22 protein-coding genes are annotated in these 24,912 nt (G+C 64.9%); 13 read left to right on the forward strand and 9 right to left on the reverse strand.

Going from position 1 to position 24,912, the window contains the following annotated elements:
- Positions 1-128 precede the first annotated feature (128 nt).
- From leuB to leuC, 5 genes are all read right to left on the reverse strand, one after another.
- Entirely contained in the window at positions 129-1,211 is a 1,083-nt protein-coding gene (gene leuB, locus G7Y82_RS18455) for a 3-isopropylmalate dehydrogenase (RefSeq protein ID WP_168149625.1), read from the reverse strand.
- A 72-nt stretch (positions 1,212-1,283) separates the two neighbouring features.
- A complete protein-coding gene (locus G7Y82_RS18460) occupies positions 1,284-2,054 on the reverse strand; it encodes a class I SAM-dependent methyltransferase (protein ID WP_168149648.1) in 771 nt (256 codons plus the stop codon).
- Positions 2,051-2,692: a 3-isopropylmalate dehydratase small subunit gene (leuD, locus tag G7Y82_RS18465; protein ID WP_168149626.1), complete on the reverse strand. Its 642-nt coding sequence runs from the start codon at positions 2,690-2,692 to the stop codon at positions 2,051-2,053. Before leuD ends, G7Y82_RS18460 begins: the two co-directional genes overlap by 4 nt.
- 21 nt (positions 2,693-2,713) lie before the next feature.
- Entirely contained in the window at positions 2,714-2,884 is a 171-nt protein-coding gene (locus G7Y82_RS18470) for a hypothetical protein (RefSeq protein ID WP_168149627.1), read from the reverse strand.
- A complete protein-coding gene (gene leuC, locus G7Y82_RS18475) occupies positions 2,884-4,302 on the reverse strand; it encodes a 3-isopropylmalate dehydratase large subunit (RefSeq protein WP_168149628.1) in 1,419 nt (472 codons plus the stop codon). The genes G7Y82_RS18470 and leuC overlap by 1 nt, the downstream gene beginning before the upstream one ends.
- A 116-nt stretch (positions 4,303-4,418) precedes the next feature.
- Between leuC and G7Y82_RS18480 the strand changes: the two genes are divergently transcribed.
- Positions 4,419-5,288 (forward strand): LysR family transcriptional regulator, encoded by an 870-nt coding sequence (locus G7Y82_RS18480; RefSeq protein ID WP_168149629.1) that lies wholly within the window; start codon positions 4,419-4,421, stop codon positions 5,286-5,288.
- Positions 5,289-5,359: 71 nt separating this feature from the next.
- Here the strand turns inward: G7Y82_RS18480 and G7Y82_RS18485 are convergent, their stop codons facing one another.
- Positions 5,360-7,414: a TonB-dependent receptor gene (locus G7Y82_RS18485; RefSeq protein ID WP_168149630.1), complete on the reverse strand. Its 2,055-nt coding sequence runs from the start codon at positions 7,412-7,414 to the stop codon at positions 5,360-5,362.
- Between the two features lie 187 nt (positions 7,415-7,601).
- Between G7Y82_RS18485 and nikR the strand changes: the two genes are divergently transcribed.
- The 12 genes from nikR (at position 7,602) to G7Y82_RS18545 (ending at position 20,345) form a co-directional block, all read left to right on the forward strand.
- Entirely contained in the window at positions 7,602-8,087 is a 486-nt protein-coding gene (gene nikR, locus G7Y82_RS18490; RefSeq protein WP_168149631.1) for a nickel-responsive transcriptional regulator NikR, read from the forward strand.
- Positions 8,088-8,203: 116 nt separating this feature from the next.
- Entirely contained in the window at positions 8,204-8,587 is a 384-nt protein-coding gene (locus G7Y82_RS18495) for a DUF2946 family protein (protein WP_168149632.1), read from the forward strand.
- Positions 8,588-8,802: 215 nt separating this feature from the next.
- Positions 8,803-10,971, forward strand: a complete 2,169-nt coding sequence (locus tag G7Y82_RS18500; RefSeq protein WP_168149633.1) for a TonB-dependent receptor — start codon at positions 8,803-8,805, stop codon at positions 10,969-10,971.
- A 32-nt stretch (positions 10,972-11,003) separates the two neighbouring features.
- On the forward strand, positions 11,004-11,657 hold the full coding sequence (locus tag G7Y82_RS21955) for an energy transducer TonB family protein (protein WP_206370847.1): 654 nt from the start codon (positions 11,004-11,006) through the stop codon (positions 11,655-11,657).
- A 60-nt stretch (positions 11,658-11,717) separates the two neighbouring features.
- Complete coding sequence (locus tag G7Y82_RS18510; RefSeq protein WP_168149634.1) at positions 11,718-12,125, forward strand: ketosteroid isomerase-related protein; 408 nt, start codon at positions 11,718-11,720, stop codon at positions 12,123-12,125.
- A 477-nt stretch (positions 12,126-12,602) separates the two neighbouring features.
- Complete coding sequence (locus G7Y82_RS18515) at positions 12,603-14,282, forward strand: peptide ABC transporter substrate-binding protein (protein ID WP_168149635.1); 1,680 nt, start codon at positions 12,603-12,605, stop codon at positions 14,280-14,282.
- A gap of 1 nt (position 14,283) precedes the next feature.
- A complete protein-coding gene (gene oppB, locus G7Y82_RS18520) occupies positions 14,284-15,204 on the forward strand; it encodes an oligopeptide ABC transporter permease OppB (protein ID WP_168149636.1) in 921 nt (306 codons plus the stop codon).
- 35 nt (positions 15,205-15,239) lie between these two features.
- The gene (locus G7Y82_RS18525) at positions 15,240-16,175 is read left to right on the forward strand and encodes an ABC transporter permease subunit (RefSeq protein ID WP_168149650.1); all 936 of its coding nucleotides are present in this window, start codon (positions 15,240-15,242) and stop codon (positions 16,173-16,175) included.
- A gap of 1 nt (position 16,176) precedes the next feature.
- On the forward strand, positions 16,177-17,175 hold the full coding sequence (locus G7Y82_RS18530) for an ABC transporter ATP-binding protein (RefSeq protein ID WP_168149637.1): 999 nt from the start codon (positions 16,177-16,179) through the stop codon (positions 17,173-17,175).
- A gap of 198 nt (positions 17,176-17,373) precedes the next feature.
- Positions 17,374-18,366 (forward strand): ABC transporter ATP-binding protein, encoded by a 993-nt coding sequence (locus G7Y82_RS18535; RefSeq protein ID WP_168149638.1) that lies wholly within the window; start codon positions 17,374-17,376, stop codon positions 18,364-18,366.
- Between the two features lie 492 nt (positions 18,367-18,858).
- Entirely contained in the window at positions 18,859-19,458 is a 600-nt protein-coding gene (locus tag G7Y82_RS18540) for a GNAT family N-acetyltransferase (protein ID WP_168149639.1), read from the forward strand.
- Complete coding sequence (locus G7Y82_RS18545; RefSeq protein ID WP_168149640.1) at positions 19,455-20,345, forward strand: carbon-nitrogen hydrolase family protein; 891 nt, start codon at positions 19,455-19,457, stop codon at positions 20,343-20,345. Before G7Y82_RS18540 ends, G7Y82_RS18545 begins: the two co-directional genes overlap by 4 nt.
- 77 nt (positions 20,346-20,422) lie before the next feature.
- Here the strand turns inward: G7Y82_RS18545 and G7Y82_RS18550 are convergent, their stop codons facing one another.
- The 3 genes from G7Y82_RS18550 to G7Y82_RS18560 all read right to left on the reverse strand — a co-directional run bounded on the left by G7Y82_RS18550 (position 20,423) and on the right by G7Y82_RS18560 (position 24,346).
- Positions 20,423-22,324, reverse strand: coding sequence for a hypothetical protein (locus tag G7Y82_RS18550; RefSeq protein ID WP_168149641.1), 1,902 nt, complete (start codon positions 22,322-22,324; stop codon positions 20,423-20,425).
- A gap of 506 nt (positions 22,325-22,830) precedes the next feature.
- Positions 22,831-23,307: a hypothetical protein gene (locus G7Y82_RS18555; protein ID WP_168149642.1), complete on the reverse strand. Its 477-nt coding sequence runs from the start codon at positions 23,305-23,307 to the stop codon at positions 22,831-22,833.
- Positions 23,308-23,824: 517 nt separating this feature from the next.
- Positions 23,825-24,346 (reverse strand): demethoxyubiquinone hydroxylase family protein, encoded by a 522-nt coding sequence (locus G7Y82_RS18560; protein ID WP_168149643.1) that lies wholly within the window; start codon positions 24,344-24,346, stop codon positions 23,825-23,827.
- Between the last annotated feature and the right edge of the window lie 566 nt (positions 24,347-24,912).

A 24,912-nucleotide genomic window follows, 5' to 3' on the forward strand; every position in this document is an offset into this window, starting at 1 on the left:
TGACCGCAGATTACGCAGATTGACGCAGATGAAAGGCCAAAGCCTTCACATTTTTAATCTGTGAAATCTGCGTAATCTGCGGTTCGCGCTTTTCGCGGTCGCGGCTTGCGCCGCGCCTACAGGGTTGTTTACTTGCGGCGCAGCGCTTCGACGATGGCGTCGCCCATGGCCTGGGTGCCGAGCACCGTTTCGCCCGGCGCGGCGATGTCGCCGGTGCGCTTGCCGTCCTTGAGCACTTGCTTGACGGCATCGTCGATGCGCGTGGCGATGTCGCCGCGGTCAAAGCTGTACTTGAACATCATGCCGACCGACAGAATCGTCGCGATCGGGTTGGCCTTGCCCTGCCCGGCGATGTCCGGCGCACTGCCGTGAATCGGCTCGTACATGCCCTTGTTGTTGACGTCGAGCGACGCCGACGGCAGCAGACCGATCGACCCGCAGAGCATCGACGCCTCGTCGGACAGGATGTCGCCGAAGATATTGCCGGTGACGATCACGTCGAACTGCTTCGGACGACGCACCAGCTGCATCGCCGCGTTGTCGACGTACATGTGGCTCAGCTCGACGTCCGGATAATCCTTGGCGACTCCGATCATGACTTCACGCCACAGGCGCGAGGTCTCCAGCACGTTTTCCTTGTCGACCGAGCAGACGCGCTTGTTGCGCTTGCGCGCGGCCTCGAACGCGACACGGCCGATGCGCTCGATCTCCGGCGCGCTGTAATGCATGGTGTCGAAACCTTCTGCATGGCCGTCGGCGGTCGTGCGACGACCGCGCGGCTGGCCGAAGTAGATGTCGCCGGTCAGCTCGCGCAGGATCAGGATGTCCAGGCCTTCGATCACCTCGCGCTTCAGCGACGAGGCATCGGCGAGTTCGTCGAAAGCCAGCGCCGGGCGCAGGTTGGCGAACAGACCGAGATCCTTGCGGATGCCGAGCAGGCCGCGCTCCGGGCGCACGTCGCGCGGCAACTCGTCGTACTTCGGGCCGCCGACGGCGCCGAGCAGGATGGCGTCAGCCTCGCGCGCCGCCTTCTGCGTCGAGGCCGGATACGGATGGCCTTCGGCGTCATAGGCCGCGCCGCCGAGGTGGCCGAAGCTCCATTCGAGCGCCTCGCCTTCGCTGCGCAGCAGTTCGAGCACCTTGACCGCCTCGGCCATGATCTCCGGCCCGATGTAGTCGCCCGGCAGGATCAGAATTTTCTTGTTGCTCATATCGGAACTCATGGTTCTGTTCGGCGCGCCGCGACCAGCGTCGCGGCACCCAATGGTGTTGTGGCGCCGCGCTTACTGGCGCGGCGTTTTGATCGCGATGAAGCGCAGACGCACGTAGTCGGCGGTCCACTGCCCGGCCTGGTTGGCCAGGCGCGCGTGCAACGCGTTCTGCACGTCGGCGACCACGGCGTCGCGCTCGGCAGCCGGCACGATCTCGAGAAAGGCCTGCGCGAAGGTGCGCAGCCAGCCGCTGATGTCGCCCGGCAGCAGCGTCGGCCGCGCGAAGCTTTCGATCGCCGTAACCGTGAAGCCGGCCGCTTCGAGACGGCGGCGATAGTCGGCCACCGTCGGGAAGAACCACGGATCAGCCGACGCCGCGTCGTAACCGCGCGCCGCGAGCACGTCGTGCACCGCGCCGCGGATGGCGGCGATGTTGCCGGCACCGCCCATTTCGGCGACAAAGCGGCCGCCGTCCTTGAGCGCGCGCGCGACGCCGGTCAGCACCGCGTCGGGATCGCGCTTCATCCAGTGCAACGCGGCGTTCGAGAACACCGCGTCGAACGCGTCCTCAAAGGCCAGCGCCTGACCGTCGACGACCTGCGCGTCGAGGCCGCGTTCGCGAGCGGCGGCGACCAACTCCGGGCTGGCGTCGGCACCGGTGACGACGGCACCGGCGTCGACCAGCTTCTGCGTCAGCGCGCCGTCGCCGCAACCCAGATCGAGCATGCGCTCGCCGGCCTGTGGCGCCAGCCAATCGACCAGGCTCGCCGCCAGATCGGCGACGAAACGGCCGTTGCGCGCGTACGCGTCGGCGTTCCAGGTCTGTCCGGCCGCGGCGCTCATGACGCGAACAGCCACGGCGCCTGCTGCGCGCGGCGCGCCTCGTAGGCGCGGATCGCATCGGCCTTCTGCAGGGTCGTACCGATCTCGTCGAGACCCTCGACCATGTTGTGCTTGCGGCCGGCGTCGATCTCGAACGAGAACGTATTGCCGCACGGCAGCTTGATCTGCTGCGCCGGCAGGTCGATCGTGAACTGCGCGTCCGGATTCTTCGCCACGCCTTCGAACAGCGCCTGCACTTCCTCGGGCTTGAGCACGACCGGCAGCACGCCGTTCTTGAAGCAGTTGGAGAAGAAGATGTCGGCGAAGCTCGGCGCGATGACGGCACGGAACCCGTAGTCGTCGAGCGCCCACACCGCGTGCTCGCGCGACGAGCCGCAGCCGAAGTTGTCACGCGCGATCAGGATCTGCGCTCCCTGATGCGCGGGCTGATTCAGCACGAAGTCCGGGTTGATGCGGCGCGTCGCCGGATCGATCTGCAGATCGCCCGGATCCTGGTAGCGCCAGTCGTCGAACAGGAACGGACCGAAACCGGTGCGGCGGATCGACTTCAGGTACTGCTTCGGAATGATCGCGTCGGTATCGACGTTGGGACGGTCCAGCGGCGCGATCTTGCTGGTGACGACGGTAAAAGCTTTCATGTTCGGTTCTCCTCGTGCCGCTTACAGCGCGCGCACGTCGACGAAGTGGCCGGCGATGCCCGCGGCGGCCGCCATTGCGGGGTGAGCCGGGGCTTTCAAGGACTGCCAGTGGCAGTCCTTGCCCGGCGAACGCCCGATCGCCGGCGATCGGGCCGGGGCAATACTCCGGCGATGCATGACGGCGCTCGCCATCACGACAGCGTCCTGACGTCGACGAAATGCCCTGCCACCCCAGCCGCGGCCGCCATCGCCGGAGAAACCAGATGCGTGCGGCCGCCGGCGCCCTGCCGGCCTTCGAAATTGCGGTTGGACGTGGACGCGCAGCGCTCACCCGGCTCCAGGCGGTCGGCGTTCATCGCCAGACACATCGAGCAGCCCGGCTCGCGCCATTCGAAGCCGGCGTCGAGAAAGACTTTGTCCAGACCTTCCGCTTCGGCCTGCTCTTTCACCAGACCGGACCCCGGCACGACCATCGCCAGCTTGACGCTGTCGGCCTTCTTCTTGCCCTTGACGACCGCGGCGGCGGCGCGAATGTCCTCGATGCGCGAGTTCGTGCACGAGCCGATGAAGACCTTGTCGATCGCGATCTGCGCGATCGGCGTGCCGGCCTCCAGGCCCATGTACTTCAGCGCCTTCTCCATGCCGCTGCGCTTGACCGGGTCGGCCTCGGCGGCCGGGTTCGGCACCGCGGCGCTGACCGGCAGCACCATTTCCGGCGATGTGCCCCAGCTAACCTGCGGCTGGATGCTCGTCGCGTCGATCTCGACGACCTTGTCGAAGCTCGCGCCCGGGTCGGACTTCAGCGTGCTCCAGTACGCGACAGCGGCGTCCCAGTGCTCCGGCTTCGGCGCGAACGGACGGCCCTTCACATAGGCCATGGTCTTGTCGTCGACCGCCACCAGACCGGCGCGCGCGCCGCCCTCGATCGCCATGTTGCACAGCGTCATGCGGCCTTCCATCGACAGGTCTTCGATCGCCTCACCGGCATATTCGATGACGTGGCCGGTGCCGCCGGCGGTGCCGATGCGGCCGATGATCGCCAGCGTGATGTCCTTGGCGGTAACACCGGGGCCAACAGGGCCGTTGACGCGAATCAGCATGGTCTTGGCCTTGGCCATCACCAGCGTCTGTGTCGCCAGCGCATGCTCGACCTCGGACGTGCCGATGCCGAACGCCAGCGCGCCGAACGCGCCGTGCGTCGCCGTATGCGAATCGCCGCAGACCACCGTCATGCCCGGCAGCGTCGCGCCCTGCTCGGGGCCGATGACGTGAACGATGCCCTGACGGCGGTCCATCAACTCGAACTTGGTGATGCCGAACTCGGCACAGTTGGCGTCCAGCGCCTCGAGCTGCGCGCGCGAGATCGGATCCTTGATGCCCAGCGCGCGATCGACGGTCGGCACGTTGTGATCGGGCACCGCCAGATTCGCGGCCAGACGCCACGGCTGACGATGATTCAGACGCAGGCCGTCGAAGGCCTGCGGGCTGGTCACTTCATGGACCAGATGGCGGTCGATGTAGAGCAGCGACAGACCGCCGCCGAGATCCTCGACCAGATGGTCGTCCCAGATTTTCTCGTACAGGGTTTTCGGCGGGTCGTTGCGGCTCATCGCGGCCTCTCCTTGGAATGCATAGGGTGCGAAAGTGCGCGCATTCTAGGAGCGGCGAACCCATAACTCCAATGAATCGTTTTTATGAGTCGCATTCCTGATTAGAATGCGACGCCATGGAAACGCAATTTCTTGCCGCCTTTGTCGAAATTGCCGACTGCGGCTCGTTCACGCAGGCCGCCGAGGCTTTGCACCTGTCGCAGCCGGCGATCAGCAAGCGCATCACTGCGCTCGAGACGCAGATCGGCCACCCGCTGTTCGACCGCGTCGGCCGCCGCGTGAGCTTGACCGACGCCGGTCGCACGCTGCTGCCGTACGCGCGCAAGACCCTGCAGGACATCGAGGACGGTCGCCGCGCACTGTCCAACCTGCACGACGATGTCGGCGGACGGCTGTCGATCGGCACCAGCCACCACATCGGCCTGCATCGCCTGCCGCCGGTATTGCGCGCCTACACGCTGCAATATCCGAATGTCGACCTCGACATTCACTTCATGGATTCGGAAGTCGCCTGTGAATTCGTCGTCGCCGGCAAGCTCGAACTCGGCATCGTCACCCTGCCAACCACGCCGCTGCCGCACCTGCAGCGGCAACTGGTCTGGCCGGACCCGATGACCGTCGTCGTCGCCCCGCAGCATCCGCTGGCAGGACGCAGCGGCGTGCCGCTGCGCGAACTCGCCGAACACCCGGCAGTGCTGCCGGACGAAGCCACCTACACGCATCGCATCGTCACCGCCGAACTGCAGCGCCAGGGCATCACCCCGCGCGTGCGGCTGGCAACCAATTATCTGGAGACGCTGAAGATGCTCGCCGGCATCGGCCTGGGCTGGAGCATGCTGCCCGAGTCCATGCTCGATGACAGCCTGGCGCGCGTCGGCGTCGTCGGCCTGCACCTGCAGCGCGAACTGGGCCTGGTCTGGCACGAACGCCGCACCCTGTCCGGCGCCGCGCGCGCACTGATCGCACAGATGCCGGCGCCGGCATAGACCGACGCCGCCTGTGTCGCTTTCGTCATCGTCCGGAGTTAAGCCGCGAAATCTACAGTTGTGGGCCGTCCTCAGAAGCTGGCACCGACGCTCAGGCGCACCGCCCGCGGCTCGACCGGGTGGAAGTGGTAGTCATCGACGCCCTCGGCCGGTTCGCCGGGCAGGCGCGAGGTGTAGTAGTACGTGATGTCATGGTCCTTGCTGTCGAGCACGTTGAGCACCTGCAGCTCGGCGCTGTAGCGCTCCAGGAAGTGGTAGCCGACCTGCGCGTTGACGACGGTGGTCGGCTTCGAGCGGGCACTGTTGTCCTCGATCAGCGGTCCGGCACCGAGGTGACGCAGGCGCAGGCCACCGCTCCAGCCGTTGGTCTCCGGCACGGTGATGCCGAAGCCGTAGATCGTGCCGATCGAGTTCGGAATGCGATCGCCATCGTCGGAATCGAGCCGCGCATGTGCATACGCGTAGTCGGCATCGAGCACCAGCCACGGCAGGATCGAGTAGTAGACGGACAGTTCGACGCCATGGCGGCGGCTCGCGCCGCTGGGCTCATTGGCGCCAGCATCGCCGACGTAGACGAGTTCGGAATCGAAGTTGAGCCACCACAGCGATGCGGCGATCGTCATCTTCGGCACGATGCCACTGGAAATACCGAACTCGCCGCCGCGCGCCTTGACCAGCGCGTCGACTTTGTCCTGCGGCGTCACACCGTCGGATGGATCGACGGTGGTCGTCACGCCGCGTGCGTCGTTGCTGTGAAAGCCCTGCCCGTAGTTCAGAAAGAACTGCGTGCGCTGCCACGGCCCGAAGATCAGCGCCGCCTTCGGGCTGACGATCGCGTCGTGGTCGTTGCCGGAGTTGGCGGCGAGGTCGCTGTCGACGTCGAAGCTGTAGCCGTCGGCGCGCGCACCAAGCGTCGACCGGAACCAAGACGTCCATTTCTGCGTGCTGCTCAGATAAAGGCCAGCGCTGCCTTCACGGACGCGATCCTGACGCACGGTCGAAAGACGCTGGCGCGCCTCGGTCTTGTACAGTCCGACCGGATCGATGTCGTCGTAGCGGCTCTGCAAACCGAGCGTGATGTCGACCGGAATCGTCGTCGGCAACAGCCAGTAGCGCCGTGCGTTGACGCCGTACACCCAGCGATCGTCAAACTGGTTGAACTGGTCGCCGTGCACTGGATCTTCGAGAAAGTACGTGAAGTTCGAATACAGCTGCATCCGGTACTTCAGCGCATAGCCCTGCACGCGCCAGTTGCCGTCGGCGGTCTTGCCGCGCCATTCGAGGTTGGCGCTGTAGCGGCCGACATTGCCGCCGTCGGTCGGGTCGATGTAGCCGAGGCGGCCGATGTCGCCGTCGTCGACGGCGCGCTGCGGGATCTGGTCCGGCGCGTTGTAGTCGATGTGATAGGCCATCAGCGACGCCGTGAAACCCTGCTGCGCATCGCCGCGGTGGTAGCGGGCGATGCCGGCGTACTTGCGCACGTCCTCGTCGAGATCGAACGGCCCCTCATACGCGGTTGCCTGCGCGCCGAGCAGCAGCTTGCCGCCGAACACGGTCGGCGACGCCGCCAGCAGCCCGCTGTAGTCGCCGTACTCGCCGACCGTCACCTTGGCGATGCTGTGCGGCAGTTCGTCGACGTAGCGCAGGTTCGCCGAGCCGGCCGCCGCGAAATCACCGACGTCGGCGTAGTACGGACCCTTGCGATAGGTCATCGAGCCGATCAGCTCGGGAATGATGAAGTTGACGTCGGCGTAGCCTTGACCGTGCGCGTGCGTGCGCATGTTGACTGGAAGGCCATCGACCTCGGTGTAGAAATCGGTGCCGTGGTCGAGATTGAAGCCGCGCAGGAAATACTGATTGGCCTTGCCCTCGCCGCTGTGCTGCGTGACCATCAGTCCGGGCACGAACTCGAGCAGCTCACCGGCCCGCGAGATCGGCCGCTCGGCAAGCTGCTCGGCCGTCACATAGCCTTCCGTCGACGAACGTGATTCCTTTTGCAGTGGCAGATTGCCGAGCACCGTCACCGTCTGCATCGGATCGAGTTCGGTTGGCACACCGCCGGCATCGGCATTGGACATGCAGAAAGCCAGCGCGCCACTCAGCGCGATCATCGACTTTGCGTTCATCGTTTTTTGTACCCTTGGCCCCAGACAGATCATCGATCGCCGCGCCCTTGCAGGTATAACCGTGCGGCATGGCTTCATAAATCGCCGTTATGACGATTTATTATTTCTTCATACTACATTCGTTTCGCGCAGCATTGCCATCCCATAAACGGCGATTTGCGCGTAATGGATTCACGCGGAGACGCACGTGCGCCGTTACACGATTTCGATAGAAGACGAGCTGGGCGAGCAGTTCGAAGCCTGGGCGCAGCGCCACGGCTACGAAAACCGTTCCGAGGCGATCCGTGACCTGTTGCGCGACCGGCTCGGTGCCGAGCAGCTCGGCGACGACCCGCAGGCACCGTGCGTCGCCGCCACGTCCTACGTCTACGATCACGAAGAACTCGACCTGAGCCGGCGCCTGATCGGCCACCAGCACGCACATCACGACCTGAACATCTCGACCCTGCACGTGCACCTCGACTCGCACCTGTGCATGGAAGTCACGGTGCTGCAGGGACCGCATCGCGCGGTGCTGCAGCACGCCCGCGCGCTGACTGCCGAGCGCGGCGTTCGTCACGGGCAGATTCACGTCGTGCCGCTCGGCAGCGACGGCGCGCCGGAATCGCCAGCGATGCCAGCACCGCGGCCGACACGAGGGCGGCGACGGCGGCACGGCCACCATGATCATTGACACCGGTCAATGAACAAGCTGTCAGATGGACATTTTGTCACTGTGATGAACCCGGCGGCCTCGCTAGACTCCGGCTTTGTCACCACATCCGCGCGCTTGCGCCGGCATCACCGACCTTGATCGCTCGCTTCCGCCACTCCGCTATCGCCATCTGGCTCGCGCTTGCTGCGATGCTGGCGCACGGTCTGGTGCCAAACGGCTACATGCTCGGCCGCAGCGGCAGCACGCACGATTTCGGCTTTATGCTCTGCAGCGGCGGGCTCATGCACGCAGCGATGCAGATGAAGCACGGCGACGGCGACGACGGCGCCGCCACCGACGCCGGCAAGGCTTGCGCATTCGCCGCCGCGGCGATGCATGGCGTGGCCCGCTACGGGCTGACGTTCGCACTGACGCACGACACGCCGTTCTTCCTGTTGGTCGCGGCGTTGCCGTCGCGCGTCGACAAGCAGGGCGACCGGCGCCCACCGGCCACCGGGCCACCCTTCCCGTCACGCTGAACCGGACCGCAGCCGCCGCCCCCGGCGAACCGGCTGCCGTATCGCAGGAAGCGTCGTGTGCAGGCCGGCAATGCGTCGGTCGCGCTCGCGAGCGCGGCATGGGCGACGCCGCCGAGCGTTGCGCCAAGCCCGCACCGTGAACCCGCCACTTCCTGCCCTTCGCGTCCAGCGTTCGCCACCGAACGCCCGCAAGCCATGCAGACAGGGAACCGAACATGTCCATTTCATTGAACGCGCGCCGCTGCGCCCCCCGGGCGCTGCCGCGTCGCCACCTCATCGCCGCCGCCGTCGCGGCATTCACTACGCTGCCTGCACATGCACAGAACAGCACCGAACTGCCCGACGTGGCGATCGACTCGCAGCGCCCGGCGACACCGCTCGACGGCACGCTGTCCAGCGACACGAAATCCGCCGACGCGCTGCGTCGCGACAGCGTCGGCAGCAGCGACACCGCCGGCCTGCTCGACGACTTGCCTGGCGTCGCCAGCTTTGGCGCCGGCGGCGTTTCCAGCCTGCCGACGCTGCGCGGCCTGAGCGACGACCGTGTGAAGATCGCCGTCGACGGTGTACAGATCGCCGACGGTTGCCCCAACCACATGAACCCGCCGCTGTCGTACACCGACCCGCAGACGATCAAGCAGATCACGGTGATGGCCGGCATCACGCCGGTCAGCGCCGGCGGCGACAGCATCGGCGGCACGATTGCCGTCGAGACCGCCGATCCGCGCTTCGCCGTGTCAGGGCAGACGCTATTTGGCGGCTCGGCCGACGCTTTCTATCGCAGCAACGGCGATGGGGTCGGCGGCGCGATCACGGCGGTGCTGGCCAACGACCGATGGCATGCCGACTACGCCGGCTCGGCGGTGCGCTCGCGCAACTACGAAGCCGGCGACGGTAGCACCGTGCATTCGACCGAGTACGAGAAGTTCGACCAAACCCTGAATCTGGCGACGCAGAACGACTACGGCCTGTTCGAGCTGCAGGGCGGCGTGCAGCACGCGCCGTACGAGGGCTTCCCAAACCAATACATGGACATGACGTTCAACCGCTCGGTCCACACCAATGGCCGCTGGCGCGACATCTTCGGCTGGGGCAGCGTCGACGCTAGCGCGTACTACCGCAACATCCAGCACAAGATGAACTTCCTCAAGGACAAGGGCGGCACCGACGACGGCGGCATGCCGATGAACACCAATGTGCGCACCGCCGGTTACGTCGTCAAAGCCGACATCTTGCTGTCGGCGCGCAATACCCTGCGTGTCGGCAACGAGTTGCAGCGTATTTCGATGAACGACTATTGGCCGCCCGTCGACGGCAGCATGATGATGGGCCCGGACACATTCGTGAACGTCAACGGCGGTCATCGCACCCGCCTCGGCACCTATGCGGAATTGCAGTCGAAGTGGAACCCGCAGTGGACGACGCTGTTCGGCGTGCGCAACGACACCGTGTGGATGAACACTGGCGACGTACAGCCGTACTCGACGACCAGCACGATGAGCGCGGCCGACGCGGCCGCCGCCGAGACCTTCAACGCGCAGTCGCACAAGAAGCACGACATCAACGTCGATGCCACCGCATTGCTGCGCTACCAAGCCAGCGAGATGGCGACGATCGAGTTCGGCTACGCGCACAAGACCCGCTCGCCGAACCTCTACGAGCGCTATGCCTGGGGCCGTGGTTCGATGTCCAGCCGCATGATCGGCTGGTTCGGTGATGGTAATGGCTATGTCGGCAATCTCGATCTCGATCCGGAACAAGCCGACACCGTCAGCGCCACGCTGCAACTCGACGGTCACGGCAAGATGCCGTGGTCGCTGCGCATGACGCCGTACTACACCTATGTCCACGACTACATCGACGTGCAGAAACTCGCCGATCTATCGAATGGCTTCTCGCAGTTGCAATTCACGAACGTCGACGCCGAGTTGTACGGACTCGACATGAAGGGCGCGCTGCGCCTCACGGATTCAAGCAGCCTCGGCCGTACCGAACTGCAGGCCACCGCCTCGTGGACGCGCGGCAAGAATCGCGACGACGGCGGCTCGCTCTACCACCAGATGCCGCTCAACGCGACATTGGCGCTGCATCATGAACTCGGCGGCTGGCACAGTCAGGTCGAATTGCAAATGGTCGATGCCAAACACGACGCGGATGCCACGCGCGTCGAACCGAAGACCGGCGGCTATACGCTGCTGAATCTGGCGACACGCTACGCTTGGCAGCACTACCACGTCGACGTCGGCGTCGATAACGCATTCGACAAGCAGTACGCACTGCCGCTCGGCGGACAGTCGATCGGCGACTTCGACGCCACCGGCGTGCTGCGCCCGGTGCCCGGCCGCGGCCGTTCGTTCAACGTCGGGCTGGGCCTGACGTTCTGAGCGGCGACGTGCGCTGTGTCGGCGACCGCGCCGTGCCCCCTGCCAGCCGCGCTGCGCCGCGGTTGGCAGGGGGCGGCCGCGGGCCGCTCATCGGCGTCGCGCTGACGTTGTTGTTGCATGTCGGCGCCGTTGCAGTGCTGGTGTTCGGCAGCAAGGTCGGACGGCACATCCACCACAATACCGCCGACGCGCTGCAGGTCCACATCATCGCCGCGCCCAAGTCCGCCGTCCTGACACCGGCGCCGATATCACAGCCGCAGCTGGCTCCGGTGCCGAAGCCGCTCGCGCCATCGCTGCCGGCGTTGGCGATCGCCCCACCGATCGCCCGGGCGGCGCCAACGACAGCACCTGCAACGCCGCCAGCACCGGCCGCCGCGGCACCGTCACTCCCGCCGCCGGCTGCCGAGGGCATCGCCCGCACCAGCGATGCGTATCGGATGGCGCTATGGACGCGCATCGCCGCCGCGCGTCCGCCCGGCATCCACCTCACCGGCGAAGCACTGCTGCAGTTCTCGCTGGACCGTTCCGGTGCCCTGCTCTCGGCCTCGCTGGCGCGCTCGAGCGGCAACCGCCTGCTCGACGAGCTGGCGCTGCGCTGCGTGCGCCAGGCCGCCCCGTTTCCGCCGCCGCCGCGAAATCTGCCGGCCGATGCGCTGAACTTCACGATTTCCTTTCATTTCAACTAAAGCGCGACGCCCGCAGCTTCGCCGCGAGTACACTGCGCGCAATTTCCATTGACGACCGCCATGACCGCCGAAACGACCAAGCTGATCGAGCATTACTACGCCGCCTTCAACGCAGGCGACTGGCAGGGCTTCTTCTCGCTGCTGACCGATGACGTCGCGCACGACATCAATCAGGGCATCCGCGAATCCGGCAAGGCGGCGTTTCGCGCGTTCATCGAGCGCATGAACCGCTGCTATCGCGAGCAGATCGTCGACATCACGGTCATGGCCAATGCCGACGGCACGCGCGCCGCGGCGGAGTACACGGTGCTCGGCACCTACCTGGAAACCGACGACGGGCTGCCGGACGCCAAAGGCCAGACCTACAAACTGCCAGGCGGCGCGTTCTTCGACATCGTCGACGGCAAGGTCGCGCGCATCACCAACTACTACAACCTCGAAGACTGGCTCAAGCAGGTCGGCGCGTAGCGCGATCGCCACATCGAACCGTCGCGCCGCTCGCCCTTCCCTGCAGGAGCGGCGTGAACTGCGACCTCGGTGCGTACCAAAGCCGTGCGGGTCGCGGCTTGCGCCGCTCCTACGAAAGCCCCCAAGGCGTCTTGCGGTTCTCCCGAACCGCTCACGCCGCGCGCCGCGCGGTGCATCGAAACACGCCGCAAGCGCGGATCAGTCTCCAACGACGACGCCAGCAACAGCCCCTCGATCCCCTTGCAGATGCGGCACCAGCCGCGACCTCGGTGCGTGCCGAAGCCGTGCGGGTCGCGGCTTACGCCGCTCCCATGGGCAACTGCCGCCATCACGCTCATGCCGAGTGCGAGCCGCAGGCTCGTGTATCGAGGCACGCACGAACCCGCCCGCCAGCGGCATCTGGCGGCGATCGGCACGCTTTGTGCGGGGTTCTGACGCGAAAATGAACTTTCGCTGAAAAACGCACTCTGAGCGCGAATGTTTTCGCTCCATGCTCCCGCCGGGCGGCGCGCGCTGCTGCCGGCCTTGCTGTTATCGCTCCTCGCTTTCGCCGCCTGCGGCCGGCACGATGACGCGTCGCTGCCGCAGGCCGCACCGGCGATCAAGGTCGGCACGCAGCCCGCGCCAGACGCCGAACAGGTGCTGAGCCGGCAGATCCTGGGCTCGCCGCGCACGCTGGACCCGTCGCTGTCGACCGGCATTCCGGCGCAGCATGTGCTCGACGATCTGTTCGAGGGCCTGGTCACGATCGACGAGGCCGGCCATATCGCGCCGGGTGTCGCGACCTCGTGGGAGATCAGCGCCGACGGCCTGACCTGGACCTTCCATCTGCGCGACGACGCGCAGTGGTCGAACGGCCAACCGGTCACCGCGCAGGACTTCATCTACGGCTGGCGGCGCACGGTGGCGCCAGCCACCGCCTCGGAATACGCGCAGGCGCTGGCGCCCATCGTCAATGCCTACGACATCAGCACCGGCAAGAAGCCGGTCGACCAGCTCGGCGCCGAAGCGCCGGACCCGCACACCCTGGTCGTGCACCTGGTGGCGCCGACGCCGTACTTTCTTGAACTGTTGACGATGGCCTACCTGGCGCCACTGTACAAACCGGCGATCGACCAGTGGGGCGATGCCTGGATCCAGGCCGGCCACATGATTTCGAACGGGCCGTTCCTGCTGAGCGAGTCGGTCATCAACGGCCACATCACCCTACTCAAAAACCCGCACTACTGGGACGCCGCAAACGTGCGGATCCAGAAGGTCGTCTACTACCCGATCAACGATCCTTCAGCTGCGACCTCGCGCTATCTGGCCGGTGAGCTGGACTGGACCAATCGCTTCGTCGCCTCGGACACCGAGCGGCTGACCAAGGCACTGGGCGATCAGGTCGTGCACGGTCCTTACTTCGGCACGGTCATGCTCGGCTTCAACAACGCCGTGCCGCCGTTCAAGGACAACCCGAAGCTGCGCCGCGCGATGAGCATGGCGATCGACCGCAAGATCATCACGCGCTACATCGAGCACGGCATCGCCACGCCGGCCTACAACATGATCCCACCGCTGGCCGGCTATACCCCGGCGATTCCGGACTGGGCAAAGCTGTCCGACGACGACCGCCACGCGCTGGCGCGCAAGCTCTATCACGAAGCCGGCTACTCCGACAAACACCCACTCAACGTGGTGCTGACCTACCCGACCAGCGGTCCGTCGGTGCGTCGCTTCATGGACGCGATCGCCGCGATGTGGCGCATCAATCTCGGCGCCAACGTCCAGCTCTACGACGTGCAGTGGAAGGTGCTGCTGCAACGCCTGCAGATGAAGCAGCCCATCTTTTTCTGGAATGCCTGGATCGGCGACTACCCCGACCCGTTCACCTTCATGCAGCTATTCCAGAAGGGCTTCGCACAGAACTACGGTGATTACTACGACCCCAAGTTCGAGGCGCTGCTGGCACGCGCGCAGGCCTCGCCCGACAACGCCGAACGCTATCGCCTGTTCCATCAGGCCGAGCAGATTCTCAACGACGACGGCGCTTACATTCCGTTTTACTACTACCCGACCACCCACCTGGTGAAGCCGTATCTGAAAGGCTGGAAGGACAACGTGCTCGACCGCAACCTGTCGCGCTACATGGTCGTGCTGCAGCACGAGGGCCACTGAGGTGCTGCGCTATACGCTGCGCCGCCTGCTCGGCGCGATCCCGACGATGCTGGTGATCATCTCGCTCGCCTTCGTGCTGCTGCACGCGGCGCCCGGCGGCCCCTTCGATGCGCAAAAGGCGCTGCCGCCGGAAATCAAAAAGAGCATCGAGCACACCTACCACCTCGACGAACCGCTTTACGAGCAATACGGCCGCTACCTCGTGCAGATCCTGCACGGCGACTTCGGGCCGTCGTATCAGTATCGCGGCACGCGGGTGAACGACCTGATCGCCGAGGGCTTTCCGGTCGACGTCGGTATCGGCAGCATCGCGCTCGCACTGGCGCTGATCTTCGGCACCGCGATCGGCATCCTCGCCGCACTGCGACAAAACAGCGTCTGGGATTACCTGCCGATGGGCATCGCGATGCTCGGCATCTCGATTCCGTCGTTCGTCATCGCACCGGTGCTGATCCTGATTTTCGCAGTGACGCTGCATTGGCTGCCGGCCGGCGCCTGGTCGGGCGGCGACCCCAGCCACCTGGTACTGCCGGCCCTGGCATTGGCTGCGCCGTATACCGCCTACGTGGCGCGACTAATGCGCGGCAGCATGGTCGAGGTGCTCGGGAGTCCATTCATCCGCACCGCGCATGCCAAGGGCCTGCCGCTGCGCACCATCGTCCTGCGCCACGCGATCAAGCCGGCGCTGATGCCGCTGGTCTCGTTCCTCGGCCCGGCGGTGGTCGGCATCATCACCGGCTCCATCGTCATCGAAACCATTTTCGGCCTGCCCGGCATCGGCCGCTATTTCGTCGACGGCGCACTGAACCGCGACTACACGGTCGTCCTCGGCGTGACCATTCTCTACGGTGCGCTGATCCTGCTGTTCAACCTGCTGGCCGATCTGGCCTACGCCCTGCTCGACCCGCGGATCCGCTTGTAATGGAAAACCAAGACGAGTCCAAACCGCTGGACGCAATGCGCAAGCTGCATGCACACAGCGCCGTCGCCCGCGCCGCGGCTACCACCGGCGAGGCCGTCGAGCAAGTCGTGCAGAGCACGGTCGAAGGCCGCAGTCTCTGGCAGGAAGCCTGGCGCCGCCTGCGCCGCAACCGCGCGGCGATGGTCAGTCTGTTCGTGTTCGCCGCCATCGTGCTGTTCGCGGTGCTGATGCCGCTGCTGTCGCCGTGGGACTACTACACCCCGCAGTGGACGGCACTGAATCTGCCGCCGGGCTTGGCCAGCGGGCACTGGCTCGGCACCGACGGCCTCGGTCGCGATCTGCTGGTACGCGTCGCCTGGGGCTGCCGCATCTCACTGATGGTCGGCGTCGTCGCCAGTCTTGTCAGCCTGGTGATCGGCGTGCTCTGGGGCACCGTCGCCGGCTACGCCGGCGGGCTGATCGACACGGTGATGATGCGCATCGTCGACATCCTTTATTCGGTGCCGTTCATCCCGTTCGTCATCGTGCTGTTGGTGGTGTTCGGCCGTGAGCTGATCCTGATCTTCGTCGCCATCGGCGCCGTGTCGTGGCTGGACATCGCGCGCATCGTTCGCGGTCAGACGCTGGCGCTGAAACACCGCGAATTCATCGACGCGGCACGCGCGTCCGGCGTCCGCACGCCCGGCATCCTGTTCCGACACCTGATTCCCAATCTGCTCGGCATCGTCGTCATCTACGTGACGCTGACGATTCCGACGCTGATCCTGTTCGAGGCCTTCCTGAGCTTTCTCGGCCTCGGCGTGCAGCCGCCGATGACCTCGCTCGGTGCGCTGGTCTCCGACGGCGCCAGCGACCTGCAGGCCTATCCGTATCTGCTGATCGTGCCGTCGCTGTTCCTCGCCGCGATCATCTACAGCATGAATTACATCGGCGACGGGCTGCGCGACGCGCTCGACCCGAAGGACCGCTGACATGACGTCCGAAGCGCTGATCGAAGTTCGCAGCCTCGACATCGAATTCACGACGCCCGATGGTCTGGTCCGCGCCGGCACCGGCCTCGATCTCGACATCCATGCTGGCGAGTTCGTCGGCATCGTCGGCGAATCCGGCTCCGGCAAGTCGCAGCTTCTGCTCGCGCTGCTCGGCCTCAACGCCAAGAACGGCCGGCTGCGCGGCAGCATCCGCTATCGCGGCACCGAGCTGGTCGGCGCCGGCAAGAACGAGCTGGGACGCATCCGCGGCGACCGCATCTCGATGATCTTCCAGGACCCGATGACGGCGCTGAACCCGCATCTGCGCATCGGCCGCCAGCTCACCGAAGGCCTGCAACGCCACCGCAAGACCACAGCGGCAGCGGCACGCGCGCGCGCCGTCGAGATGCTGCGCGCCGTGCACCTGACCGAGCCCGAGCGCCGCCTCGACCAATACCCGCACGAACTGTCCGGCGGCATGCGCCAGCGCGTGATGATCGCGATGGCGCTGATCTGCGAACCGGAGCTGATCCTCGCCGACGAGCCGACCACGGCGCTGGACGTCACCGTGCAGGCGCAGATTCTCGAACTGCTGCAGGAGCTGCGGCAGCGTTTCGGCACCGCCGTCGTCATGGTCACGCACGACCTCGGCGTGGTCGCGCAGATCGCCGATCGCGTCGCCGTCATGTACGGCGGCCGCATCGTCGAGCGCGGCGATGTCGACGACATCTTCTACCGCAGCCGCCATCCATATACCGAGGGTCTGCGCCGCGCGATCCCGCGTCTCGGTGAAGACCGCGCCGCACGCCTCGCAACCATCCCCGGCAACCCGCCCAATCTCGCGCAACTACCCCGAGGCTGTCCGTTCGCGCCACGCTGCGCCTACCACATGCCACGTTGCGACGCCGAAATGCCGACGCTTGAAACCGTCGCCGGCACACACCGCAAAGCCTGCTTCTACGACGGCCCGCTGGCCGACGCCCCGGAGGTCTTGGCATGAGCATGCGACACGGTGTTTTGCGCGTAGCGCAAACGGGTGCGGGAGCAGGCTCTCTCATGCGCACTGCGACACTTGAAGTCAGTGCGAAGGTGGAAGCATGAGCATGCGACACGGTGTTTTGCGCGCAGCGCAAATGGGTGCGGGAGCAGGCTCTCTCATGCGCACTGCGACACTTGAAGTCAGCGCGAGGGTGGTCGCATGAGCAATGCATTGCTGTCGGTCCGCGACCTGCGCGTGCAATTCGATCTGGGCCGCGACGGCTGGTTCGGCGCGCGGCGCGTCCTGCACGCCGTCGGCGGCGTCAGCTTCGAGCTGGCGCGCGGCGAAACCCTGGGCATCGTCGGCGAATCCGGCTGTGGCAAGTCGTCGCTGGCGCGCGCCATCCTGCGCCTGACGCCGGCCAGCGGCGGACAGATCAGCTTTCAGGGCGAAGACCTGTTGCGCCTCGATGCCGAAGCGATGCGTCAGCGCCGCCGCGCGCTGCAGCCGATCTTCCAGGACCCGCTGGCGTCGCTGAATCCGCGCATGACCGTCGGCGAGATCATCGGCGAGCCGCTGCGCGCCTTCTTCAGCTCGACCATGCCGCGTGACGAGCGCCGCCAGCGCGTACTGGCGATGATGCAGCGCGTCGGCCTGCTCCCCAATCAGATCAACCGCTACGCGCACGAATTCTCCGGCGGCCAGGCGCAGCGCATCGGCATCGCCCGCGCGCTGGTGCTCGAGCCGGAACTGGTGGTCTGCGACGAGCCGGTCTCCGCGCTCGATGTGTCGATCAAGTCGCAGATCATCAATCTGCTGCAGGACCTGCAGGAAGAAATGGGCCTGTCGCTACTGTTCGTCGCGCACGATCTCGCCGCCGTGCGCCACATCAGCCATCGCGTGATGGTGCTCTACCTCGGCCGCGTCATGGAACTGGCCGACCGCGACGCCTTGTATCGCGCGCCGCAACACCCGTACACACGCGCGCTGATCGCGGCGATCCCGGACCCCGACCCGCGCCGCGCGCGCGCCCATCCGGCCAAGCCGCTGGGCGGCGAACCGCCGTCGCCGGTCACGCCGCCATCCGGCTGCGTGTTCCGCACGCGCTGCCCACATGCGCGGGCGCGTTGCACCGAGGAAGTGCCGGCTCTGCGTTCGGTCGGCGGAAGTCAGGTGGCGTGCCACTTCGCCGAAGAACTGACGGCGGACTGAGGCGACTTCACGCACAGAGCCCCTCGATACGATCGCTGCGCGATCACTCGGGGGGAACGGCAAAAGCAAAAGAACCTGAGCATATCCCAACCCGTTCATGCCGAGTGCCGCCGAAGGCGGTGTATCGAGGCACGCGCAGCGCATGATGCGAGGCCTGATGCGCTCTGTACGTGCATCCGCTCGATCCGGTCGCTGCGCAATCATTTCGGAGGAACGGCAAAGGCAAAAAGCCCGGGCGTATCCCCACCCGTTCATGCCGAGTGCCGCCGAAGGCGGTGTATCGAGGCACGCGCAGCGCATGATGCGAGCCCCCGATGCTCTCTGTACGTGCAAAGCCTCGATCCGATCGCTGCGCAATCACTCGGGGAACCGCAAAGGCAAAAAACCCGGACGTATCCCCGCCCGTTCATGCCGAGTGCCGCCGAAGGCGGTGTATCGAGGCACGTCAACAGGGGCAACGCAAACGCCGCGCGTGGCGATAAGCTATCGCGCATGAGCCTCCGCATCGAATCGCTGCACGGACCCGACATCGCCCGCCACCTCGACGCCCTTGCCGAGATGCGCTGCACGGTCTTTCATGACTGGCCGTATCTGTACGAAGGTACGCGCGAGTACGAGGCGAAATACTTGCAGGTTTACGTGAACTGCCCACGCGCGCTGGCGGTGCTGGTCTGGGACGGCGAGCGCTGCGTCGGCGCCTCGACCGTGCTGCCGCTGGTGGATGCCCCGCGCGACATGCAGCAGCCGTTCCTCGACGCCGGGCTCGATCTGGCGCCGATCGACTACTTCGGCGAGTCGGTCCTGATGCGCGAGTATCGGGGTCGCGGCATCGGCGTGAAGTTCTTCGAACTGCGCGAGGCGCACGCGCGCGAGCACGGCCTGACGAGCTGCGCGTTCTGCGCCGTCGAACGCGGCGAGGACGACCCACGCAAACCGGCGGACTACGTGCCCAACGATGCGTTCTGGCACAAGCGCGGCTATCGCAAGGCGCCGGCGCTGCAAACCACACTGTCGTGGCCCGATGTCGGGCAGACCGAGTCGACGCCGAAGCCGATGACCTTCTGGATGCGCTTGCTGGAATCCGCCGCGTGAAGCTCGCGCTCGCCCAATATCCGGTTTCCGAACCGAGCGACTGGCTGCAGGCCGCGACGCAGATCGAACAGTGGACGGCCGATGCCGCCGCACAGGGTGCCGAGTTGCTGGTCTTCCCCGAATACGCCGCCATGAGTCTGGCCGCCGTGTTCGACGATGCCACGCGCAATGACCTGATCGCCCAGGTCGACGCGCTACAGACGCTACGCGACGACTACCTTGCCCTGCACCTGCGGCTGGCGCGCCAACTGGGCGTGCACATCGTCGCCGGCAGCTTCCCGTGGCGGCTGAGTGATGATGTGGTCGTCAATCGCGCCTGGTTTTGCACGCCGCATGGCGTGGATTTCCAGGACAAACAGATCATGACGCGCTTCGAGCGCGAGAGCTGGAACATCGACGCGGCGACGACACCGCTCAAGGTGTTCCGCACGCCGCTCGGCATGGTGGCGATCAACATCTGCTACGACGTGGAATTTCCGTTGCTGGCCCGCGCGCAATGCGAAACTGGTGCCGAGCTGATTGTCGCGCCGAGTTGCACCGACACGCTGGCCGGTTACTACCGTGTGCGCGTCGGCTGCCAGGCGCGCGCACTGGAAAACCAGTGTTACGTCGCGCAAAGCCCGCTGGTCGGCAACGCGCCATGGTCAGCGGCGATCGACGTCAACACCGGCCGCGCCGGCGTGTTCGGCCCACCGGATCGCGGTTTCCCCGACTCCGGCGTGATCGTCGAAGGACGCCTCGATCAGCCGGCGTGGATTTATGCCGACGTCGATCTCGCGGCCGTGATGAAGGTGCGCAACGAAGGCCAGGTCTTCAATCATCGGCATTGGGCCGATCAAGGCGACACCGCACTCCCCGCCGTCGAAGTCGTGTCGCTACTGCCGTAAGCCCTGACGTCAACGAAACAAGCCCGCTGCACACCCGGTCACCCGAGGCGCGCAGCGGGCACTTCGCACCATGCGACTTACTGGCGTATCGCCACGATCACGTCACGCGTGCTCTTGCCGCTGGTGGCACCTTTGGCCACGAGCACCATCACATTGCCGTCCGCCGTCACGGCGCCGGTGATCTGGTCGGAGCCCTGAGTCGCCGTTACTGTGCAATCCGACGCCACCGACACGCTCAGGCTGGTTCTGGTGCTGTGATTCGCCGCTTCCGTCCAGAAATGCGTTTCCTCACCCGTCGCCGACGTTGAAATACCCAGGTCGACATCGCGCGTGGTATCAGCGTAAGTCGCCGTCCCGCCGTTTTGAATCTGCAGCTTACCGCGCGCGCTGGACACGTTGAGCAGCTGCTGGGTGCTGTCGAACGCAGGTCCATAGCCGATGGTGCGATACGTGCCGGCGATGGCACCGATGCTGCAGCCGCTGCCCTGCCGGACCGCAAGATACAGCTGCGACAACACCAGATTGCCCTCATCGCTGAGTTCGTTGAGCGCGATCAGATCGCCGTCGGCGCTCGCTTGCCCGGTGATGCTGTCGCTACCTGCAGTCAACACCACGCTGCCATCGGCGGCGGCCGAGATCGGCGCCGAGAAGCTCGATGTGCTGGTGTCGTCGACGAGTGTATCGGTCGTGCTCAAGGGCACGTCGGTCTCCGACTCCGTGACATTGAACGTCGCCGTGCCGTTGCTGATCGCCATCGAGCCGACATCGGACAGCAACAGGCCTTCCAGGTAGTCATTGTCCGCGCCATTCGACCAGTAAAAGCCGCTGCCGAGGCCGATCAGCGTGTAGCTTCCGGATAACGTCGGCGCACCCGACGACGGCTGCCGAAAGCCAAACAGCAGATTGCGATCACGAACCATCGTCACCTCGCCGCTACTCAGCGTGGTCTGCTCAGTCGAACCGGTCTCGGCAACCACCACTTCGCCGTCCAGCGAAACCTGACCGGACGCGCCGCCCATGTAGATCGTATTGCCGCTGAGCGTATACGGCGCGCTGCCACTCTCGTCATTGGTCCAGGTTTCCTTGGACACCCGCAGGCCGCCGGTCGCCACCGTCAGCCCCAGCTCGCGGAACTCCGACGAGCCGGACGGCGTCAGCCTGTCGTCACCGACATCGAGCGTCAGCCCGTAGGTGCCCACCGACACCGAGCCGTTGTCACTCTTGTCCGCACGGCCGCTCAGCGCGAACATTTCCGTCGCCACACCAAGCATGCCGTAGGTGCCACTGAAGCCACTGTTCGGCGTGACGGTCGCATCGTCGACCACCGCATCGACGTCGGCCACCGCGTCCTCGTAGGCGGCGACGGCATCGTCGACCGTTGTCGCGTCGCTGAGGTCGACGTCCTGATCCGACAGATAGCTGACGCTGGCCGTCAGCTGCGCCGGCGCGTAGTCGGCATAAGTGTGCGAACCGGCAGCCACGGCATCGGCCATGCTCCGCACCACCGCCTCCGTTACCGGATTGATGTCGACGGCCGCCGCCGACGCCGGTGCACGCATGGTGCTGCTGCCCTGTACGCGCAGCACCAGATTGCCCGCCGGTTCCGCCGTGCCGCTCAGCTCATAAGCGCCGCTGCTGTCGGTGACCGCCGAGCCGTACACTTCATCCGTCTGCAGATCGACCAGTTCGACCGTCGCCTGCGAAACCGGCTGCAGGCCGTTCACCGCCGCCGCAGCGCTCGGCACCATCAGCGACAACGCCCGATCCAACATCGACGGCGACTGCAGCATCGCCACATCGCTCGATGGTGCCGTCACCGTCCCGCTGTAAACATACGTCGTACCCGAACCGCCACCCGAACCCCCATCACCGGAACCACCGCCACCGGTATCACTTCCCGAAGACCCGCCACCGCCACCGCAGGCCGACATTCCCGCCGCCACCATGATCGCCGGTAGCCAGACACATGCTCGCTTCATGATTCTGATCCCCTGAACCCACTCGAATGACAGACATCGATGCACCGCCAGCGCATCGACTCCACTCGAACTGAGCATGGGAAAGAATGGCCACTCGGCGCAGCCCCCAAATTGGGGTTGGCCTACGCATTAGCCGCGTCAGCGACGATGTGGACGGCATCAATGGCCGTCACGAGATGCGCGGCATCGGCACAGCGTCAGCAGCTGCAACAGCCCCGGAATCAGTCGCTTGAAAGTCCATGTAGGCGGCACGAAATCCGTGCCTAAAGGACCTGAAGCCCGCCCAGACTTCAGTCACCCAGAACGATGACGCCCCAGCCAGCGTCCAAAGTCACGCGATGACGCGCCTCAACAGAAAGCCGATCATCGCGCCGATGACCTGTCCCGCGGACGTTTGAGAGGCGTTGTCTGCTAAACGGCTTTCAAGTGGCTATGAAAGTCTGGTCGGTCCAGTTACCCATGTCTCCGGACCTTTTTATTACCTATCTGTCCGGCAGTTCACACTCTCATTGCTCTGGTATGGTTCCTGAGCGCCACTCTTTGCATTGCTCAATCCCCGCAGGCAAAAAAAGAGATTTTTCTTTTGGAATATCAATGAAGCAGAAGCCTAGCATGTGGGCCTTATCGGTCGTGACCGAGGCAGTCCACGAGTCATCCGATTTAACCGTCTGTAGGAAGCCAAGGACGCGAAGATTATCGCCTACCTCCAAGACACCGTTTGAGTCCGAAAACAAGCTAGCCACCCAGATTGTCGTGGAGACTGGGGGAGGTAGCGAGACTTGGTACATGGGCTTGTCTTTGGGACCTTTGGCGATGCGGAGAATGACACCCTCTATTGCAGCGAGTTTGCCCAGGCGACTTTCAATGACGGAACCGTTTTCGAAGTAGCTCTGATTTTCTGCCGGGTACGCGCCCTGTGCATTCGCGTCGGTCAGCGCAAAACAAGTAACAGCAAACAGGAAAATACGGAATCGATTAATCATGGCTCTAACGCCAGGCTAACGCGCGGACCCGCCGGAGGCGGGTTCGTCGCGTTGAGCACCTAGTTGGACTGCTTCGCCCCACGCGACGCCTGTGTACCAAACTGGCCGCCTTCCCGGTGGACCGAACCAACCCCAGTCATCTAAGGTTTCTTGGAGCAGTTGCCGATTGTTGCCTAAATAACTGCTGGGATTTACAAGACTCACATACATAGGTTCTGGCGATGCGTAGTGAGCATTGACGGAACCAACGACCATCCCGTGAGGCCCACCAAAGTGAGGCAGATATGCGGGCCAGCGGTCACGACCACGGCCTGCAACCTCTAAGGCATGACATTCCACGCCAAGAGCAGCACATTCAATGCTGAGCCACGCTCCGAGCGCTTCCTCTTCTTTTGTAAAAGGTTTCATGCGGTCCAACGCCCCGGTTCACGCGCGGCCCGGCCGAAGCGGCGAAGCCGCGGAGGCTGGGACATCGCGTGGAACCGATGGTTGGACCGCGTTACACACATATGAGCACCTAGAGCTTTGTAGAAAGCCAAATAGCGAAGGAGGTTACGCCCCGCACTATGCCATGCAGTATGCGATATAACCCACCACTTGCACCGCCGTTGTTTACAGCGTGTTCTTCATGTGCCTGCTCATCAAAGCGGATGGACTCTACTGCGGCCAATGCCTCAGGGTCTGCGCTGGCCAGAAAAGCCACCTGATGCTCCAGATGCTCATTAACTGTATTTTCGATTGCTGACGTGCAGACCCAGATAGCCCTCTCCCCCAAAAGCGCCGTAATAGTGCCCAACACGAATCCGCCGAGCGCCCACAAGGTGATGGCGTAGCAGTGCCCGACGCCCCGGGCCTTTAGCAGCGACTCAAAAGCCTGATGATGGCGATACTCATGCTCCAGCATTTCTTGAAGGGCGGGAACGCATCTTCGATTCAAGGCTTTCGATACAAGCAGCTGCGCTCTGTAAATGCTGATGGCACCACGCTCCCCGGCGTGGTCTACGCGGAGGATCTGATTTACGGACCCAACCTGTGTCATGCCCTTTCTTCAGCGGTCCAACGCCCATGCTCAGGCGCGAATTTGCCATAGCGAAGCGAAGGCAAATACGTCGTCTGGAGTGCCTGGTTGGACGGCATCATTGCCAACCGAAATGCAGAGATAGAAGAACGCCGCCCACGAAAACGGCGGCCCCGATAACGACCCCAAAAAGTATGCGAAAGCCCGATGATGGATGGGCGGCTAATGCTCTCGCCGGTCGTGTGGACCATAGCCACTCAGAGAATGCTTCACCGAGCATGTATAGCGGCGGGCCGAATGCAATGAAAGCGACCCAGCCTTTCGCTGTGTGAGGCACCGATGGCCAGAACTGCAACGCAAGAATGCCGGCTATGACAAGCCAAAAGACTGCTACTGCCAGAGCAGTGCGACTGAATTTAGCGATGGCGCTCATACCCGCTTTGCCGTCCAACGCCTAAAACTCACGCGCGGCGAAGCCGTCGCGTGGAGTGCCTTGTTGGACCTCTCGCTGGTACGGTCGGGACACATAGGTAACAGGATAGTCGCCAGACATGGGTAACAGTCTGACGATAACGGAGCGCTTTGAC

Source organism: Solimonas marina, assembly GCF_012241385.1.
Lineage (GTDB): Bacteria > Pseudomonadota > Gammaproteobacteria > Nevskiales > Nevskiaceae > Solimonas > Solimonas marina.